The following is a 17,585-nucleotide window of genomic DNA, read 5'->3' on the forward strand; positions in this document are numbered from 1 at the left end:
ATTCAACTCAATCAATGCCCTTTCAACCAAAGTGGAATGCCGCGAGAGACATCATAGATTGAGCGATCGCATTCTTTCGCTGACCTGGGGTTACGTGCGATCGCAAATGAGATGGCGCTCTTTTTGGTTGGAGATACGGTAATCACTGCACTCCCAGCTACCCCCACTGCTAAAAAATTTGGTCAAGATAGAAGTATATTTACATTTCTCTTAAGGATGAACGCTATGTTTCCGTTTTGGGGTAGTACCTGCTGGGGATCTGAACCTGTTTCCAGTAAAGCCTATCAGGAACGCAAACTTCGATTCCTGAAATCGATGCGAAACGATCTAGAGGCAAGATTGGCAGGGCTTAATGCTGCGATTGAAACCATTGAGCGTCAGATCAGTCGGGAAGATTCAATAATTTAGTGCATCAATTGCCGATTGCATATTGTTGTCGGTTGTAACAAAGCGATCGCACTGAGTTAAAAATTCCTCTGTTGAAAGCGTCTACTTCTGAAGTAGGCGCTATATTTTTATAGTTAACCCCAAAGTATTGGGAGTATTTCTAGAATGCAGAATTCAGAAGGCAAAATATTTCTTCTGAATTCTGCATTTATGCTTCTCAACTCAACGGTTACTGCTCTTTGGCGTTGGAATCGAAATATCTACCGACGTGACATTTGGTGTAAGACTTGTCAGAGGCGGATTAATTTCGGTAGCATTTCCAACTACCAGAGTCACAATGTTCTCTGGCTGGAGGTATTTTTGGGCAACCCGCTGCACATCCTCAATCGTTGTTGCTTCCAAAGCTTTCCGATAGCGGAAGATAAAATCTGGCGGGTAGCCGTAATATTCGTATCGCATCAATCGCGATAGAGTTTGGCTGGGATCTTGGAACTTGAAGACAAAAGAATTGAGTTCTGATTCTTTGGCATAAGCAAGTTCTGCTGGAGTAACTGAAGACGTGCGGATGCGTTCAATTTCAGCTAAAACGCCCTTAATGAAAGGCACAGTCGCATCAGAACGAGTTTGTCCGCCAGCCAGAAACGTACCAGGATAGTCAAATTGGGGACTCCAATAACCGTAGACCGAGTATGCTAAACCTTGACGCGATCGCACTTCGTTAAACAGCCGTCCCCCAAAACCATTTAATACCCCATTGAGAACTTCCAGCGCTGCAAAATCAGGACTATTCAGCTGACCGCCCAGATGACCCATGAGAACATTACTCTGGGTCAGCTGCGGCTGATTCACCATAAAAATCCCGCCTTTCTTCGCTTGAGATGCACTTGGTATTGGTGGTTCCTGTTTAACTCCCGACGGCTTCCAGTTGCCAAACTTTTCCTCAATCAACTGGCGCATCGCAGACTTATCAAAATCCCCCACAATACCCAGAATCACATTGCTGGGTAAGAAATATTTCTGGTAGAAACTTACCAAATCCTCGCGGGTGATATTATCCAGAGTCTGATACTCAACAGTTCGCGCATAAGGACTACTATCGCCGTAGATTAACTTCTGAAATTCGCGAGAAGCAATATCACCAGGATCGTCATTGCGACGGGCAATTTCACCACGCCGCTGAGTCTTAGCTAAAGCCAGCTTTTCTTGGGCGAAAACTGGCTCTTTAATCACCTCAGCGAATAGACTAAACACCTCATTCAAGTCTTCACTGAGGGAACTAAAGTTAGCAGAACCAACAGTAGTATTAATGCTAGTTTCCACAGAAGCTGCTCTTTGTTCTAACAGCTCATTTAACTCATTACCAGAGTGCTTCGCAGTTCCCCCAGTTCGCAATACTTCCCCGACCAAACCAGCTAAACCGATCTTCTCACCAGGTTCCAAGCGATCGCCTGTGCGAATCAATGCCGTACCGCTAACCAAAGGAAGCTCCCGATCCTGCATCAAATAAACAATCATCCCATTGTCCATCTGATACCGCGTATATTCCGGCACCTTAACTTCTGGTACAGGCGAAAACTTCAACTCAGTGTAATGCCGCGCCGTGTCCGCCACAGCTGGCAACAAAAAAGAAAAAAGTAAAAAAGCAAAAGAAAAAAGAAACACGAAATAATGCTTCCTTCTTCCTTCCTTACCCCTCAAATGCCCAAACCACTGCATACTAATTTTTCCTCTTCCTCTGCACTCTCAGTGTCTCTGCGGTTTATCCCTCTTTAGGCAAAATGCGCCCAACAGTGCGATTTTCCGACTGGAAAGTTTCCCGCGCCACCCGCTGAATATCTCCAGGTGTCACAGAAGCGATCGCATCTAGCTGCTTAAACAGATTTCGCCAAGAACCAGTCTTCACCTCATACTCCACCAGAGAAGTAGCCATGCCCATATTAGAATCGAGCGATCGCAACAACTCAGCTCTAGCCTGAGTCTTCACCCTCTCCAACTCTTTAGCTGAAACAGGTTCCGATTTAAGCCGCTCAATCTCCTTACTCAAAGACTGCTGCACCTCATCAACCGTATGACCGGGAGCTGTAAGCGCGTAGAACAGCATCAAATTCGGGTACTTATCCCCCGGAAAGCCACTGAAACCCTGAGCCGCCAGAGCCACTTGCTGCTCTTCTACCAAAGACCTATACAGGCGAGATGTGCGCCCATCGCTCAGCAAACGACCGATAATTTCATAAATCGCATTATCAGGATGACTCATTGCTGGACGATGATAACCTTCCAGATACCAAGGCTGAGATGGTAGCCGCAAAGTCACTTCCTGCGCTTGGGTTTGCTTTGGTTCCACCGCTGTTAACTTCGGCGGTGCAGGCGCAGCCTTGTAGCGACCAAAGTAAGTCTGAGCCAGCCGTTTAACTTCCGCTGGGTCAACATCTCCCACAATCCCGATTGTCAAATTATTGGGGACGTAGTAGGTATCGAAAAACTTCTGCACATCCTCGCGGGTGAGATTGCGGATATCTTCGTTGTAGCCAATCACCGGACGACGATAAGGATGCACTTTGAAAGCTTTGTCAATAAAAGCTTCAATCATTTGACCAATCGGAGAATTATCAGTCCGCAGCCGTCGTTCTTCCAGAATTACCTGCTGCTCTTTATAAAACTCCCGAAAAACTGGATCTAAAAACCGCTCCGACTCCAGCGACATCCAGAGTTCCAGCTTGTTAGCCGGAAAGCTGAAGAAGTACATTGTGGCATCTGTAGACGTTGCTGCATTCAGCCCCACGCCTCCAGCTTGCTCTACAATTTGACCCAGCTCATTTTGCTTGGCAAATTTAGTAGCCTCAGCCTCAACTTTGGCAAACTCAGCTTCCAAAGATGCTACCTCTGCCTCTTTTTTAGCCGCTTTGGCTGCCCGAATTTGTTTAGCCAACTCATCCAAGCGGTCTAAAAGCGGCTTTTCTTGCTGGTAATTTCGCGTTCCGATGCGCGTAGTTCCCTTAAAAGCCAAATGCTCTAGAAAGTGAGCCACGCCTGTTTGACCATCGGGTTCGTTAGCACCGCCGACATCAGCGTAGGTGAAAAACGAAACTACAGGCGCTTCGTGCCGTTCCAGCACAATAAACTTCAGACCATTATCCAGCTTAAATTCAGTCACCTTCTCGATGACGCGATCTAGGTAGGGCTGGATAGATTGAGCAGTAGATGGAGGTGTCTGGGTACTTTTCGGATCAAGCTGACCTAACCCCCCTAGCCCCCCTTCCCTCGCAGGGAAGGGGGGAGAATTACTCCCCTCTCCTGCAAGGAGAGGGGCTGGGGGAGAATTACTCCCCTCTCCTGCAAGGAGAGGGGCTGGGGGAGAGGTATCCCTTGAAGTATTGGGAGGTGTCTGGGTACGAGCCACAGCCGCCTCTGGGAGCATTCCCCACGAGAGGAGAAAAACTAGCAAAAATGCCAAAAGAGCCGAACAGTGGCGTTTTGTTGACCATTTGGGGACTGGTTTCATAGCCTCCCGTAATAGTTGCTCGGTTTTTGGGATTGGGATAAACAGGAATCGACAAAACTGGCTCATACGGTACAAAAATCAAGCAGCGCTAATTCCAAGATATTGACTTTAACGTGGATTGCGTGCTGTTAACAATGTGTGAAGCTTTGAGCGATCGCGCAACTGTGCATTGCACAATAGCATTAACGTGTAAGTGGCAATCCATTAATCTAATTCTTCTCAATATGGGAATTTTTAACCGGAAATCCGTAGGGGCGACCAAGCAAGTTGCTCGTACAGAGGACGATACGCACACCAAGATTTTGAGCGCAGCCCAGCGGTTGTTTGCCCGTCAGGGATATGAGGGGACAACGACTCGCGATCTCGCCGCCGCCGCTGGGGTTGCCGAAGGTACGCTGTTTCGTCATTTTCCGACTAAAAAAGCCATTTTGATTGAGGTGGCGACGCAAGGCTGGGTGGAAATTCTCACGGATTTGTTGACAGAATTGAGCGAAATGGGCAGCTATAAAGCTGTGGCGCAAGTGATGCACCGCCGGATGATGAATTTGCATGAAAATGCAGATATGCTGCGGGTTTGTTTTACGGAGGCGCAGTTTCATCCAGAGTTACGCGATCGCATCCAAGTTGAAGTTATTGTCAAGATGACCGACGTTGCTGAAGCTTTTTTTCAAACAGCAATGGATAAAGGGATCTATCGTCGCACAAATCCCCGAATTGTCGCCCAAGTTTTCTTAGGAATGTTCACAATTGCAGGTTTTAGCCAAGATACGCTGATGGGGGGTAGTTCTTCTCCTAAAGCAATGCAGGAAATGGCTGAAGGTTTGGCTGATATTTTTCTCAATGGTGTGTTGGCGAAATAAATTCACCCTGCCATTAACTGGGCGGTTGAAACCGCGTCTATACAGACAAAACCCGCCTGCGCGGGTTTCAAAACTTTTGATTTGTCTTGAGTCCGCGCAGGCGGACTTAGTTTGTGAAGCCGCGATTTCTAATCGCCAGGGCTTATTGTGATTTGGGCTATTAGACTTGGAACAAATTCCAAGGCGGTACTGAAACAAAGGGGTAGACTGATGCAAGAATGTAAAGGCGATCGCTAAACCAACAATGGACGCTGAAGAACTTCTAAAAAGATACGCCCAACGCGAACGGAACTTTCAAGGAGCAAAACTAAGTGGGATACAGCTCCCAGGTGCAAACCTAAGTGGTATAGACCTACAGAATGCAGATTTGACCGGAGCTGAGTTAAATCAGACAAACTTGGCTAATGCCAACCTCACTGGCGCAAAATTTAGCAGAGTATCCTTAATTGGAGCAAATCTGAGTGGGGTGCAAGCTTCTTCAGTAAATTTGGGTTTGGCAGAACTCAGCGGTGCCAACCTCAGTAAGGCAAACTTGATTGGTGTTAACTTTAATAATGCCAACCTAGACAATGCAAACCTAAGTGATGCTCAACTAAATGGTGCCAACCTAACTAAAGCCTCTTTAAGTCAAGCCAACCTTGTTAGAGCAAACTTGAGTAGTGCGAGGCTAACGGGTGCAAACTTAGCTGAAGCTGACTTAAGTCGGGCAGAATTAGCTGGTGTTAACATCCAAGATGCCAATCTCCAGGGAGCCAAGCTCCGGGGTGTCAAGTTGCCCAGCTATAATTTGTCAGGTATGAATTTTGCTGAGGTAGATTTGGGCGCAGCAGAACTGACAAACATACAGTTTAGAAAAGCCTGTCTGCGAGGGATAAATTTAGAGAGAGCAGGTCTGCAAGGATCAAATTTCATGGGGGCAAACCTGAATGGAGCCAACCTGAAAAAAGCAGATTTGACTGATGCAAACCTTTATGGAGCAAGCATCAAGGGTGCGGACTTCACGGGCGCGATAATGCCCGATGGAGAAATATACAAGCCGGAAGCCTCCGATACAGAACGCCGCAAACAGGAAACATCGTTACCAACACAAATAGCAATGATTCGCAAAGTAATTCGTACAGAAAACGCACCAGCACCAGTCGGGCCGTATAATCAAGCGATCGCTGCTTCTGGTCAAATGATCTTCGTCGCTGGTCAAATTGCCATCGACCCCAGAATAGGCGATATTGTCTACACCGACGATGTAGCTAAACAAACAGAACAGGTAATGGCTCATCTTGAAGCTATTCTGACTGCTGGGGGTGCTAATTGGCAAAATGTGGTAAAAACCACCGTTTTTCTCAAAGATATGAATGATTTTGCCGCGATGAATGCGGTTTATGGTAAATATTTTGATGCCGAAACAGCTCCCGCCCGTGCTTGCGTAGAAGTAGCTCGTCTCCCCAAAGATGTACTGGTAGAAATTGACTGTATTGCCGTGATTTAAATGGTGCGGCCCTAAAGGGTGGCGCTACATAAACAAAGCCTCCTGACCCAGGCTTTTGCTTTTTTAAGTCCGCCAAGGCGGACTTAGTTTTTGGAGCATCGAGGCTTTAGCCTGCGGGCGATCTGTGGGATACGTATACTGTGGGTATCTTTTAGCGATCGCACCATAATAATATATTTAATCTTATTGACTTTTTTTCCTAAAAGTTATTGACTTTTGCTGTCAAACGTTTAAGACTTTACTAAGTGCTTGTTGCCACTATTTCTCTATAAACAGTGGCATAGTCTTTTTTTTTCAACGGAGCGTTCAAAATAATTGTGAAGAAGAACATTTTACTTGGTGCAGGTGCTGTAGCGGTAGCACTGGCAGGTTTGGCTATCAACACGGTTGCAAAAATGCCACAGGCGTTGGCAGACAACTCCGCCAACAACCAAGTGCAAAGTCCCATTGCTCAAGCTCGTGTTAGGCGTTTGACAGTTGCTTTCCCCGGACGAGGAGATACCGCAGATTTACAAAACAAGGCAAATGCTGTAGCGCAGTTTTTGTCAAGAGAGCTGGGAATGCCAGTTGACGCATTTGTTGCTGATGATACATCTGCTGTGGAAGCCTTGAGAGCCAACAAAGCTGATGTTGCCTTCTTAAGCAGTCGTCCCGCTTTGAAAGCTCAGCAGTTGGCAAATGCCAGATTGTACCTAGCCGAGGTGCGTCCAAATTATTCTGGAAGACACACTTATAGATCCGTTTTTGTAGTACCCGTTAATAGCCCGCTGAAAAGCCAAGCAACAGCTAAGCAGACGCTGGAACAACTGCGCGGCAAAAAAATGGCTTTCACTTCCCCCACCTCTGGATCTGGATTTATTTTCCCAGTCGGTGAGATGGTAAGACAGAGATTGGTGCCGAATCGCGATCGCTTAAACAATTTCTTCGGGCAAATCTCATACGGTAACAACTACAGCGGAGCTTTGCAAGCTGTTCTGAGAGGTCAGGCAGATGTAGCCGCAGTCTCAGAATACGCCCTTTTCCCCCCATATATCACCGCAGAAGAAGCCAAAAAACTGCGGGTTCTTCATGGAATTTCTGGCGTACCTGCTCACGGTGTCGCCATTGATGATGACGTACCAAACCCCATGCGGGAAAGAATCATCAACGCCATGCTGAAGTTGAATCAGCCAGCGAATAATCAACTGCTAAAAAACCTGTATAACTCTACTGAATTAGTTAGAGTTAACGGCAATCAGCATTTACAACCAATGCGCGAAGCTCTAAGTCGTGCTGGATTTGAACCATAGAAATTTGTTAATTGCTAATAGTTGATAGCAATTAGCAATTAGCAACTAGCAATTAGCAATTAGCAATTAGCAATCCTGCAATGACCATTGAATGCCAAGACTTAGAAACGCCCTATGCAGCATCTTTGAATCGTCCGATTCTAAACCGGATTAATTGCAAGATTGGGCAGGGTGAATTTGTCGCTTTGCTAGGACTCAATGGGGCGGGAAAGTCCACACTGTTGCGATCGCTAGTTGGGCTAGTTCCAGTGCAGCGGGGAGAGATTCGCATCAACGGTGTAGCGGTGACTCCCCGCACCTTGCCTAGAATTCGGCGAGACGTAGGCATGATTTTTCAAGGCGGAGGGCTGATTCGACAACTCACCGCCTTGGAAAACGTGCTTGTGGGACGTTTGGGAACGTTGTCAACTTGGCAAAGCTTGTGGGGATTTAAGCCACGCGATCGCCGTCAAGCTTTAGAACTCTTGAGTCAGTTGGGGTTGCAAGATCAGGCTTATCAAAAAACTGGTCAACTCAGCGGCGGACAGCAACAACGGGTAGCGATCGCCCGCGCCCTCATCCAATCCCCACAAATCCTCTTAGCAGACGAACCCATCGCTGGGTTGGATATCATGGCTTCCCGACAAGTGATGCAAACCTTCGCCCAGTTACATCGCGATCGCCAGATGACGATTGTAGTAGTTCTGCACGATTTGAGCATCGCCGCCGCCTACGCCCAACGAGCTATCGTCCTTGATACAGGTCGTATAGTCCACGATGGCGACTGCGAAAACTTACCATCCCAATTTTCAAGATAAAGAAATTAAACGCAAAGGATCGCACAGGTATTCGCGTACCTTTGCGCTTTCCTTTGCTACATAGAGCGTTTAAAAAACAAATTTATGAAAAACTTTGCGACTTTCTGGAAACGCTACACCTGGGTTAATCGCCTAATTATACTGATTCTTATTGTTTTGGTATATGCTTGGGCGTTGCAAGGCTTAAAAGTAGATTTAGCACTCCTTAAGGATAGCTGGCCCTACGTAACTGATTTTATAACCCGTTTATGGCCTCCCAATTTTGACGTTTTAGATGTGGCGATTGAGAGGCTAATTGAGACAATTCAAATGTCTTTGTGGGGAACCACTATTGGCGCAATTATTTCCTTGCCAGTTGCGATTTTCTCCGCCCGAAATTTGGCACCTGGTTGGTTACGATTCTGGGCTAATTTTCTGCAAAATGCCGTGCGTTCTATTCCCTCAATTGTTCTGGGGCTACTTTTTGTAGCCGCAACTGGACTAGGCGCACCAGCCGGAACTTTAGCATTAGGCATCTACACTGTGGGCTATCTTGGTAAATTTTATCAAGAAGCAATTGAAGCTGTCGATCAACGCTCTATCGAATCTTTGCAAGTTGCTGGTGCTTCTTGGCTGCAAATTGCCCAATACGGAATTTTGCCACAAGTAATGCCTTTGGGATTGGGCTATACCTTGTATATGTTTGAGTATAATATTCGCGCCGCCTCGGTGTTGGGTGTCGTTGGTGCGGGTGGCATTGGTTTTGAGTTGGTTAACTACATCCGTGGCTTTGAATACAACAAGGCAACGACGATGATGTTGGTGCTGTTGGTAGTCGTCACCGCAATTGATGCCCTCAGTAGTAAGCTGCGTCAACGGCTAGAGGCAATGTAGCAATCTATTGCACTCGAAACTGTATAACACCCTGCCCGAAATCAGTTTAGTAGTATAATGATAATCATTGTCAACAAATATGCGATCGCGTTCCTGCATCGTCTATAGTAATTCGAGGGTTGGGTGCGATACACCTGTAGGGACATTCCCATGTCCCTACCAAGGTGGCGATAACGTCAAAACCGCGATATATAGCGGTTCTCGGTTGGATGAGGTAAACTCTGACCTCTCTCCAAAGCTCTTTCCTACAAAGAGAGAGGCTTTGATTCTTACTCCCCTTCCCTATAAGGGAAGGGGTTGGGGGTTAGGTTATTCTGATGTACTTCACGCAACTGAGAAACACTATATTCCACCCAATTTAGTTTCTCTAATAATATTATTCCCATGACTGAACACGTTTTATTTGTTTGCAAATCCTGTTCATTTTCGTCAACCGAACGAAAACACATGAACCAGACTGGGGGCGATCATTTACTGACTCAGCTATCGGATTTGTATGAAAATTGGTCTTTGCAATCAGAGTTTGCGATTCAAGAAGTTGAGTGTCTAAGTGGATGCGATCGCTCGTGTACTATTGCCTTTTCTGCTCCCAATAAAGCTACCCTCATGTTTGGCGATTTACCACCTTTAGAGAGTGCGGCAGAAATCCTCAAATTCAGCGAACAATACTTTACCAGTGCCACAGGTATCATCCCACGACAAGAACGACCAGAAGCACTAAAAAAAGGCATTCTTGCTCGAATTCCGCCTTTACCCCAGGCTACTCAGGCTAGTTTTTAAGTATGATAAGAACCATTATCAGAAGCCTCTATCATGTCGTCCACCGCTTCCCCATTACCAAATTTCCTAGCACCAATTGTAGAACGCTTCTAGCGCCAAGCCGATCCCAAGTGACGCTATAAACAACTAATTTGGTACGCGAAGCGGCTAAAAGAATTTCCATCTGACACCTTCTCGCGCCAATGGTTTTTACAACATTTTCCAAACCATGCAGAAAAAGGCTTGGGAATATCAATTACAAATCTCCGATTAGCTCAATTAACAAAGAAAGAGCAATGACAAATATCACAGCAACAACACCAGACGCAATATTGGATATTCCTAAACGGGGAATGCCTGTAACGATTATTACAGGCTTCTTGGGTAGTGGCAAGACAACGCTGCTAAACCATATTTTACAAAATCGCCAAGACTTGAAGGTGGCAGTTTTAGTTAATGAGTTTGGCGATATTAATATTGACAGCCAGTTGTTGATTTCGATTGATGAAACCATGATGGAATTAACTAATGGCTGTATTTGCTGCACGATTAACGATGGATTACTCGATGCAGTTCACAAGGTGATGGAAAGAAGCGATCGCATCGACTACTTAATTGTTGAAACAACCGGAGTCGCCGATCCATTACCAATTGCCCTAACCTTTATTAGTACAGATTTGCGGGATTTAACCAGGATTGATTCTATCTTAACTTTGGTGGATGTTGAAACATTTACACCAGAGCATTTTGAAAGCGATGCCGCCCTCAATCAAGTTTCTTATGGTGACATCATTCTGCTAAATAAAACCGATTTGGTTCCAGAAGAGAAAGTCAAGGAATTAGAAGAATACATTCGCACAGTGAAAGTAGGTGCGAGAGTTTTGCGAACCTCCTACGGACAAGTTCCTTTGCCACTAATTTTAGATGTGGGATTTTCCCAAGCGGAATCTTATGCAGCTAAAGAGGAATCCAGCCACCATCATCATCATCACGATCATTCCCACCACTTAGAAAATGATGGTTTTATGTCATTTTCTTTTCAGAGCGATCGCCCTTTCCTCTTAGAGAAATTTCAATACCTTTTAACTGACCAATTGCCCGATGATGTCTTTCGCGCCAAAGGGTTACTCTGGTTTAAGGAAAGCAGTTTACGTCACATCTTTCAACTGTGCGGCAAACGAATTGAGTTGAAAACTGATAAGTGGTCTTCTCAGAAAAGCAATCAGCTGGTATTTATTGGGCGTAACTTGAACATAGCCCAAATTCAACAGCAGTTAAAAAACTGCCTTGAGTAAATAATAAGGGATTATTCAATCCTATCATTCTCAAATTCAACAACAGCGCTTACTAAAGCGTAAGTTCTACCTAGCATTCACAAACACGCTTTTTGAGGAAACTAATTTATTAATAGCAACCGACCCCTGGTTAGTTGCTAGTTGATTAGCTTCATACCCAATTGTGTCACGAGAGACTTTCTTCAAGTTAGGGAAAGTCATATAAGGCTTTTCCATTGGTACTTTGAGAGTATTCCCAAGAATTTCATTCTCTACTACAGACACATTCTTCATTAGGTTGGTAATGATTTGTCTACCAGAGGGCGTTACCTCCAAGTAGCGTACCCCTTGTTGTATATAACGATAAACAACATTCCAGAAAAAGTTTGGGAAACCTAAACGCAAGTCCTCTGGATGATGGTAGCCCAAATTTTTATTGACACCCGTTTCTTCAAACTCGTAGAACAGTGCTGTAATTTTTTGCAAGTATTGCGGGTCTGAAAGCTGACCGATTAAATCAGCAGCGCGAACTAGACCGGGATAGTTAACAGTATCTTGATGTTCCTCATCAGGGGGAACTGGGAAACGGGTCAACTCAATGTTGTGCTTAATCACTTCCACATCAATCAGTGGATGACCCGAAAAACACTCCTCAACAAACAATTTCCCCCGGTCTACATGATAAGGAGTTAGGCTTGCATCGGTGGAACCAAGTGGTAAAGAAATTATCTCACCTTTTATTCCCTTAGCATACAACCTCTCATTAAGTTGGTCTTGACGACAGACACGCTTAACATAGCCAATGTCATGACACAGCAAAGAAATTATTGTATGCAACCAATCCTCACAGGAAACACTTCCTTCACTTTGGTGCTTCCCTTGCAAAATTTCTTGTCCTACTAAAGTCACAAGGATAGTGTGTTCAACGTTGTGATACAAGGCGTTGCTAGTAGCAATATTTTCCAGCGCCATATTTGCGACCCAGCTAATCAGGTCAACATAATCGGGTTTAAGATTTCCGTAAGTCTGGCGATAACCAGCTTGGAGGCGTTCAACGCAAGTACCAATCATTGCCTTTGTGAGACTAAACATTGCTCTTCCCCTGATTTCATTAGTAGCTTTTGAAATAAATACACACTTATGCTGTCAATCTTTTAAATAGGCTATTGGGTAATTCTTTTCATTCAAGTAGTTAAGAGGGAAACCCTTATTACAATCTTGATGCCTAGTTCATAAGAAAGCAACCAGAAAAACTCATCGATTTTTAGCTTTCCTCAAATTAGTTCACAAGAATCAGGCTAAATAATTGATGTAAAAAATAGAACCTTCATAAAACCTCAGAAAATATCAGGCTAACCTCACAAAAATCTATAAATCTACTATTCTCTAATATCGCGCGTTTCTCCCTCTAAATAGTGTGATCGTTTCAATCGGTAAGTTGTGATAATTACTGGCTGATAGTTGTGATGATAAATGCAACTTTATGGTGACAGAATAAGACGATATTTGTGATATAGGTTACAGACTGATATTAAAAAATGTAGGGTGAGCTATTAAAAATCCCGTCCACTTGTAGGCAGAGATGAGAACTAGCAGTCAGTAGCTTGCTTGTGATGGACATCGCACCAGAGAGAAAAAAGTACCTGGTTTTAATTAACACTCCTCAGGCATACGCCCAGAAGAAGGTCAAGGCTTTAGAATTGACAGCAACCGGACTTTCTCCCTATCAAGAGCAGCTTTTATGAGCGACCAGAAAAATATTCTGATAATTGTGACCAGCCACAACCAAATTGATGCCGACCATCCAACAGGATTGTGGTTAGAAGAGTTCGTGATTCCTTTTCAATTGTTTCGTCAACACACGTATACAGTCACAGTTGCCAGTCCTCTAGGCGGGATAGCACCAATTGATCCCCGTAGCTTGTCTACATCTGAGCCAGCTGAAGCTCATGGTGATGCACTGCAAGCTCTACAGTATACGGAACCATTGAATAGCGTAAATATTGACGACTACGATGCAGTCTTTTTCCCTGGCGGACATGGGACAATGTACGACTTACCTATTCCTGAAGTGGGTCGGGTGGTCAGCCAGTTTTTCGATGCTCAAAAGGTGGTAGCGGCGGTTTGTCATGGCCCTGCTGCATTTGTGCAAGCAACGCAATCAGATGGTACGCCGATTGTAAAAGGGCGAAAAGTCACTGGTTTTACCAACGAAGAAGAAGAGGAAGTTAAGTTAGCTCAATTGATGCCTTTCTTACTCGAATCGCGGTTGCAGGAACTCGGAGCTAAGTTTGAAAAGGCATCTATGTGGAGTGACTATGTAGTTGTAGATGGCAAGCTAATTACAGGTCAGAATCCCCAATCGAGTGCTAGTGTAGCTAAGGCAGTGATTGAAGCACTTGCGTGAACTACCTAAGCAGATAGGCTAAGACAGCATAAAGTTAAACAACTCAGTTAACACTCACAACTTCAACCAAAGAATCTCCCACCGCCGCCACTCGGCCCAAATCAGCAAAAGCAGATGAAGTTGCCGCATTTACAGTATTCGCTGCGTGAGAAAGCTTGCGCCAGTAACCTAGAGGCGCAACTACTACACCTGGTCGCGTAATGTCGCTAACATGAGCCGGAACCTGAAACGCTCCCCGGTCGTTGAACACTTTCACTAACTGCCCCTCGACGATACCACGAGCCGCGGCATCGGATGGATGGACAATTACCCTTGGTTCTCTCTGTAGTTTGCGGTGCTTAGGCAAATTGGCGAAGCAGGAATTAATAAACTGATGCGGTTTAGCTGATAACAAACTTAGAGGATAACGCTCTTTTAGCGTCGGATTGCTAATCGGTGACTCCCTTTGCGGAGTATAAGTAGGCAACGGGTCTACTGGCGTTCCAGGTTGAAATTCTTCACAGCCTTGGCGAAATGCTGGTAAAACATAGTTGCTGTCCACAGCCATAGATGACAGGAACTCGCATTTCCCGGAAGGGGTAGGGAAGTTTCCAGCGGCGTGAGGAACCAAGTCGATTTTCAACTTGGCAAACCCTTTAGTTTTCAGCAAATTCATATCAATCCCTTCTAGCGCAGGTGCAGACCAGTCCAAAACCTCCATTGCCATCTGTTCATCGCTAAGTTTAAAGCACTCTTCCTCAAACCCCATACGAGTTGCCAAGCGCCGGAAAAGTTCGATATTTGGGATGGCTTCTCCTAAAGGCGCGATCGCTGGCATATTTAAAGTTACATAGGTGTGTCCCCATGAAAACATCAAATCCAAATTCTCAACTTGAGTAGTCGCAGGCAGCAAAATATCTGCATAATCAGCGGTATCTGTCAGAAACTGCTCGCTGACGACAGTAAACAAATCCTCGCGAGACAAACCTGCCACGATTTTGTCTTGTTCAGCTGCTTGAGTAACTGGGTTGCAGTTGTAGACAAACAAAGCCTTGATGGGTGGATTCAGTTCTCCAGTTAAAGTTTGACCAATCTGCCACTGATTAACCACTCGCGTACCCGGCTTGATAAACTCAGGCCGATGCACCACTTCCCAGCGAATGGGGAAAGGCCACATGGGAGCCTGTAGCATACCACCCCCCAAGTGCCTCCACGCGCCTACTAACGCAGGCAAACAGCAAATTGCCCGTATCCCCTGGCCGCCTCCGGCTTGCTTCTCCAGCGCAACTCCCAGACGAATAACTGATGGCTGGGTTGTAGCGTATTCCCTAGCCAGAGTCACAATGTCTTCCGCTGGAATACCCGTAATTTCAGCAACTCGTTCTGGTGGAAATTCGCTAACTCTTTCCTTAAGTTCTGCAAACCCAACGGTGTAATTTTCTACATAGTCCGCATCAATTAAATTCTCGCTGATGATGACGTGCATCAGCCCTAGCGCAAAGGCACCATCTGTACCAGGACGAATCGGAATATGCCAATCTGCTTGCGTTGCAGTTTTTGTCCGGACTGGGTCAATTACAACTAATTTGGCCCCATTTTGTCTTGCTTCCTTGATAAACGGCCACAAATGCACATTGGTGGAGAGTACATTGCAACCCCACAGGATAATGTATTTAGAGTGGGAAAAGGTGTCTGGGTCAGTGCCGTGCGTTGCACCATAAGTCATCAGCCAAGCGGTGCTAGTTCCAGAAATGCAGAAGGTGCGTTCGCTGATGGAAGCACCTAGCCTGTTGAAGAAGGCATCGCCAACAGTCAAACCGTTGAGAAGTCCTTCGTGACCCAGATAGCTGCATGGGAGTATAGCCTCGGCTCCATACTGGGCAATAATTTCTTGGAAGCGGCTGGTAATCTCGTCTAGGGCAGCGTCCCAGCTGATACGCTCAAATTGACCGCTACCTTTGGGGCCGACCCGTCGCATCGGGTAAAGCACTCGGTCTGGGCTATAAACTCGGTCAAGGTAGTCGCTGACTTTGCCACAGAGAGTACCCCGTGTAAAAGGATGGTCTGGGTTGCCACTTACTGATGTGGCTCGACCATCCTCCACTGTTATGAGCATCGCACAGGTATCGGGACAATCGTGAGGACACGCGCCGAGTACAACGGTCTTCTCGCCCACAGTGCTGACCATAACTTTGCCCCTCTGATTACAGTATTGTGGTCTTATATTTAGCGATCGCTGCTCGGAAAAACTGTTAGAAAAGTTACATAAAAATTAATTGTGTTTTAGTTATTACTATGAGCGGTATCTTTTGTTTGCAACCCACAATAAATACCTTCACAACAACTGCCACTCTCCCACAAAGGGAGAGCGAGGGGAAATTGTGGCTATTCAAAGGGACAGATTTTATCGGGACATGAACCATAGCTGGTTCATGAGGTTAATTTTAGGCAATCAAAAAACCAAAATTCCGTAGTTTCAGATACAAAGCTAGGTCTAACTCTACGCCTCAATAGAGTTAATAATATTCCTGGGTTTGCTGGATATCCCTTAGCGATTAAAGATAGAGTAACTGGAGTTATGGCAACTTTTAGCCACTATGGTATGGAGCCAGAATTTTTAGAGGCTGTGCAGACGCTTTGTGCAATTTATTGCGTTAGATACAGCTTTGTAGTACCAGAAAGAAAAGCAGATTTGGCAGTCTTCAACTCGTCACCATACATTTAACCACCTTTCTCTATCGGAGCATCTGTGCAAAGTTAAAAGCTCAAACTTGTTATCAGTAACTCCATCAAGCGATCATAAACAACTGGATTCAGTAGGCTAACAAGACTACTTAAAAAGTGAAACAATCCAAGCACCAGTTATGCTCATCAACACAATAATTTCTAAAACTTTGAGAGGAAAGGGCAGTTTAAACCACTCTTTAGCCAAAGTAGGTCGCCAACCATACCACCATTGAAGGATATTTTCTCGCCACAAAGCGGGACTATCTTTAGGGCGAAATTGGTAGCTTAATATTGACAAGAGAAGGGGAATTCCTCCTACCTTGGCACTCATTAACAGATGCAAGGCGATGCAGACAACCATAACCACCCATGAAATGAGGTGAGCATAATACCAACCATGATTAAGCTCTCCTTTTGGTAGCCACTTTTCATCCATCATCTTGCCGGAGAAAACGGCAAAAGTCAGTGCCAATATAGCAAGCGTGTTAATTACTCGATGCAGCGTATACCACCATATAGGTGTACCAAACTTTCCAAGTTTTGCCACAAAATCTTGCTGGATAAGTCTTTTGTTTCCACGATGAAAAGCGTATAGAGCAAATAGAGGGAATACCAGTAAGGCATATAGCCCAAACGTGCCATGAATTCCTTCTATTTCCTTTAATTCAGGCAAGGGAATTCTGCCCCATCGTCCGTCGTAGACATCGTATGTCCAGAATGCGGTCAAAATCGCGGCAATTACGAAAAGACCAGTAAAGCCATGCAGAATACGAAGAAGAAAAGGTTGGTATGGCCCAGAGAGTTTTGCAGGCATATTCAGAAAGTTATCGAAATCTTCCCTACGTCTTTGACTTTATTTAATTGTCTCACCCTGCGATCGCCCTACTGACAATACCTTAACCTCTAAACCCTTCACTCACAACCTCTTCAAGTCTTCTCAAAGAGTTGCAGGTGGTTTCCTACCTCAACTTACCTTACCCTAAAATAGAATATCGCCCTATCAAAAAATTCATAACCTATCAATTTAGATGGGGGTTTGATGGCTAGTTGGCAGAGTTTTAGACAGCGCGATCGCGACATCGCCAATCGTCTCATCATCATCAGTGAGAGTAGTGTGAAGTTCCATATGAATAACCTCAGTTCGGGATAAGCATTTGTAGACTCAGAAACCCTGAAGTAGGTTGAGGAGAGAAGTTGCAAGCCGAGAGAGGAGTTGGTGATTGTGGATAGAAATTGATGGAGAAG

16 protein-coding genes and 2 pseudogenes are annotated in these 17,585 nt (G+C 45.2%); 12 read left to right on the forward strand and 6 right to left on the reverse strand.

The genetic code is table 11. The features are described from left to right. Nucleotides 1-11 precede the first annotated feature (11 nt). Nucleotides 12-146 (reverse strand): hypothetical protein, encoded by a 135-nt coding sequence (locus H6F63_RS30510; protein ID WP_277876405.1) that lies wholly within the window; start codon nucleotides 144-146, stop codon nucleotides 12-14. A 79-nt stretch (nucleotides 147-225) separates the two neighbouring features. Here H6F63_RS30510 and H6F63_RS13215 point away from each other — a divergent pair, with 79 nt between their 5' ends. Continuing rightward, complete coding sequence (locus H6F63_RS13215; RefSeq protein WP_190457275.1) at nucleotides 226-408, forward strand: hypothetical protein; 183 nt, start codon at nucleotides 226-228, stop codon at nucleotides 406-408. 201 nt (nucleotides 409-609) lie between these two features. On the opposite strand, the gene H6F63_RS13220 is transcribed toward H6F63_RS13215, so the two are convergent. Both H6F63_RS13220 and H6F63_RS13225 read right to left on the reverse strand, forming a co-directional pair. Beyond that, entirely contained in the window at nucleotides 610-2,103 is a 1,494-nt protein-coding gene (locus H6F63_RS13220; RefSeq protein WP_190637989.1) for a pitrilysin family protein, read from the reverse strand. A 43-nt stretch (nucleotides 2,104-2,146) separates the two neighbouring features. Next, a complete protein-coding gene (locus tag H6F63_RS13225; RefSeq protein WP_242019748.1) occupies nucleotides 2,147-3,889 on the reverse strand; it encodes a pitrilysin family protein in 1,743 nt (580 codons plus the stop codon). A gap of 224 nt (nucleotides 3,890-4,113) precedes the next feature. On the opposite strand from H6F63_RS13225, the gene H6F63_RS13230 reads away from it, so the two are divergent. The 8 genes and pseudogenes from H6F63_RS13230 to H6F63_RS13265 all read left to right on the forward strand — a co-directional run bounded on the left by H6F63_RS13230 (nucleotide 4,114) and on the right by H6F63_RS13265 (nucleotide 11,248). Beyond that, nucleotides 4,114-4,749, forward strand: coding sequence for a TetR/AcrR family transcriptional regulator (locus tag H6F63_RS13230; RefSeq protein ID WP_190441615.1), 636 nt, complete (start codon nucleotides 4,114-4,116; stop codon nucleotides 4,747-4,749). Between the two features lie 244 nt (nucleotides 4,750-4,993). Further along, complete coding sequence (locus H6F63_RS30990; protein WP_190637991.1) at nucleotides 4,994-6,235, forward strand: Rid family detoxifying hydrolase; 1,242 nt, start codon at nucleotides 4,994-4,996, stop codon at nucleotides 6,233-6,235. Between the two features lie 311 nt (nucleotides 6,236-6,546). Beyond that, nucleotides 6,547-7,524, forward strand: a complete 978-nt coding sequence (locus H6F63_RS13240; RefSeq protein WP_190441618.1) for a phosphate/phosphite/phosphonate ABC transporter substrate-binding protein — start codon at nucleotides 6,547-6,549, stop codon at nucleotides 7,522-7,524. Between the two features lie 80 nt (nucleotides 7,525-7,604). After that, the gene (locus H6F63_RS13245; RefSeq protein ID WP_190637993.1) at nucleotides 7,605-8,321 is read left to right on the forward strand and encodes a phosphonate ABC transporter ATP-binding protein; all 717 of its coding nucleotides are present in this window, start codon (nucleotides 7,605-7,607) and stop codon (nucleotides 8,319-8,321) included. A gap of 84 nt (nucleotides 8,322-8,405) precedes the next feature. Beyond that, entirely contained in the window at nucleotides 8,406-9,194 is a 789-nt protein-coding gene (gene phnE / locus H6F63_RS13250; protein WP_190637994.1) for a phosphonate ABC transporter, permease protein PhnE, read from the forward strand. Nucleotides 9,195-9,578: 384 nt separating this feature from the next. Next, the gene (locus H6F63_RS13255) at nucleotides 9,579-9,974 is read left to right on the forward strand and encodes a DUF1636 domain-containing protein (protein ID WP_190637996.1); all 396 of its coding nucleotides are present in this window, start codon (nucleotides 9,579-9,581) and stop codon (nucleotides 9,972-9,974) included. A gap of 33 nt (nucleotides 9,975-10,007) precedes the next feature. Next, nucleotides 10,008-10,227, forward strand: a pseudogene (locus H6F63_RS30040) (hypothetical protein). 22 nt (nucleotides 10,228-10,249) lie between these two features. Further along, entirely contained in the window at nucleotides 10,250-11,248 is a 999-nt protein-coding gene (locus H6F63_RS13265; RefSeq protein WP_190637998.1) for a GTP-binding protein, read from the forward strand. Between the two features lie 243 nt (nucleotides 11,249-11,491). Here H6F63_RS13265 and H6F63_RS13270 read toward each other — a convergent pair. Beyond that, nucleotides 11,492-12,319 (reverse strand): annotated as a pseudogene (locus H6F63_RS13270) (Npun_R2479 family HD domain-containing metalloprotein); the annotation flags it as partial. Nucleotides 12,320-12,837: 518 nt separating this feature from the next. Here H6F63_RS13270 and H6F63_RS30515 point away from each other — a divergent pair. Further along, nucleotides 12,838-12,972 (forward strand): hypothetical protein, encoded by a 135-nt coding sequence (locus tag H6F63_RS30515; protein ID WP_277876406.1) that lies wholly within the window; start codon nucleotides 12,838-12,840, stop codon nucleotides 12,970-12,972. Continuing rightward, nucleotides 12,969-13,634, forward strand: a complete 666-nt coding sequence (locus H6F63_RS13275) for a type 1 glutamine amidotransferase domain-containing protein (RefSeq protein WP_190638000.1) — start codon at nucleotides 12,969-12,971, stop codon at nucleotides 13,632-13,634. Before H6F63_RS30515 ends, H6F63_RS13275 begins: the two co-directional genes overlap by 4 nt. Before the next feature lie 43 nt (nucleotides 13,635-13,677). On the opposite strand, the gene H6F63_RS13280 is transcribed toward H6F63_RS13275, so the two are convergent. Further along, on the reverse strand, nucleotides 13,678-15,801 hold the full coding sequence (locus H6F63_RS13280; RefSeq protein ID WP_190638001.1) for a molybdopterin oxidoreductase family protein: 2,124 nt from the start codon (nucleotides 15,799-15,801) through the stop codon (nucleotides 13,678-13,680). Between the two features lie 390 nt (nucleotides 15,802-16,191). Here H6F63_RS13280 and H6F63_RS13285 point away from each other — a divergent pair, with 390 nt between their 5' ends. Next, nucleotides 16,192-16,338 (forward strand): hypothetical protein, encoded by a 147-nt coding sequence (locus tag H6F63_RS13285; RefSeq protein WP_190638002.1) that lies wholly within the window; start codon nucleotides 16,192-16,194, stop codon nucleotides 16,336-16,338. 105 nt (nucleotides 16,339-16,443) lie between these two features. Here the strand turns inward: H6F63_RS13285 and H6F63_RS13290 are convergent, their stop codons facing one another. Then, nucleotides 16,444-17,154, reverse strand: coding sequence for a cytochrome b/b6 domain-containing protein (locus tag H6F63_RS13290; RefSeq protein ID WP_190638004.1), 711 nt, complete (start codon nucleotides 17,152-17,154; stop codon nucleotides 16,444-16,446). Between the last annotated feature and the right edge of the window lie 431 nt (nucleotides 17,155-17,585).

Origin of the sequence: Trichocoleus sp. FACHB-40 (genome assembly GCF_014695915.1) — a bacterium.
In the GTDB taxonomy this organism is placed as follows: domain Bacteria; phylum Cyanobacteriota; class Cyanobacteriia; order Cyanobacteriales; family FACHB-T130; genus Funiculus; species Funiculus sociatus.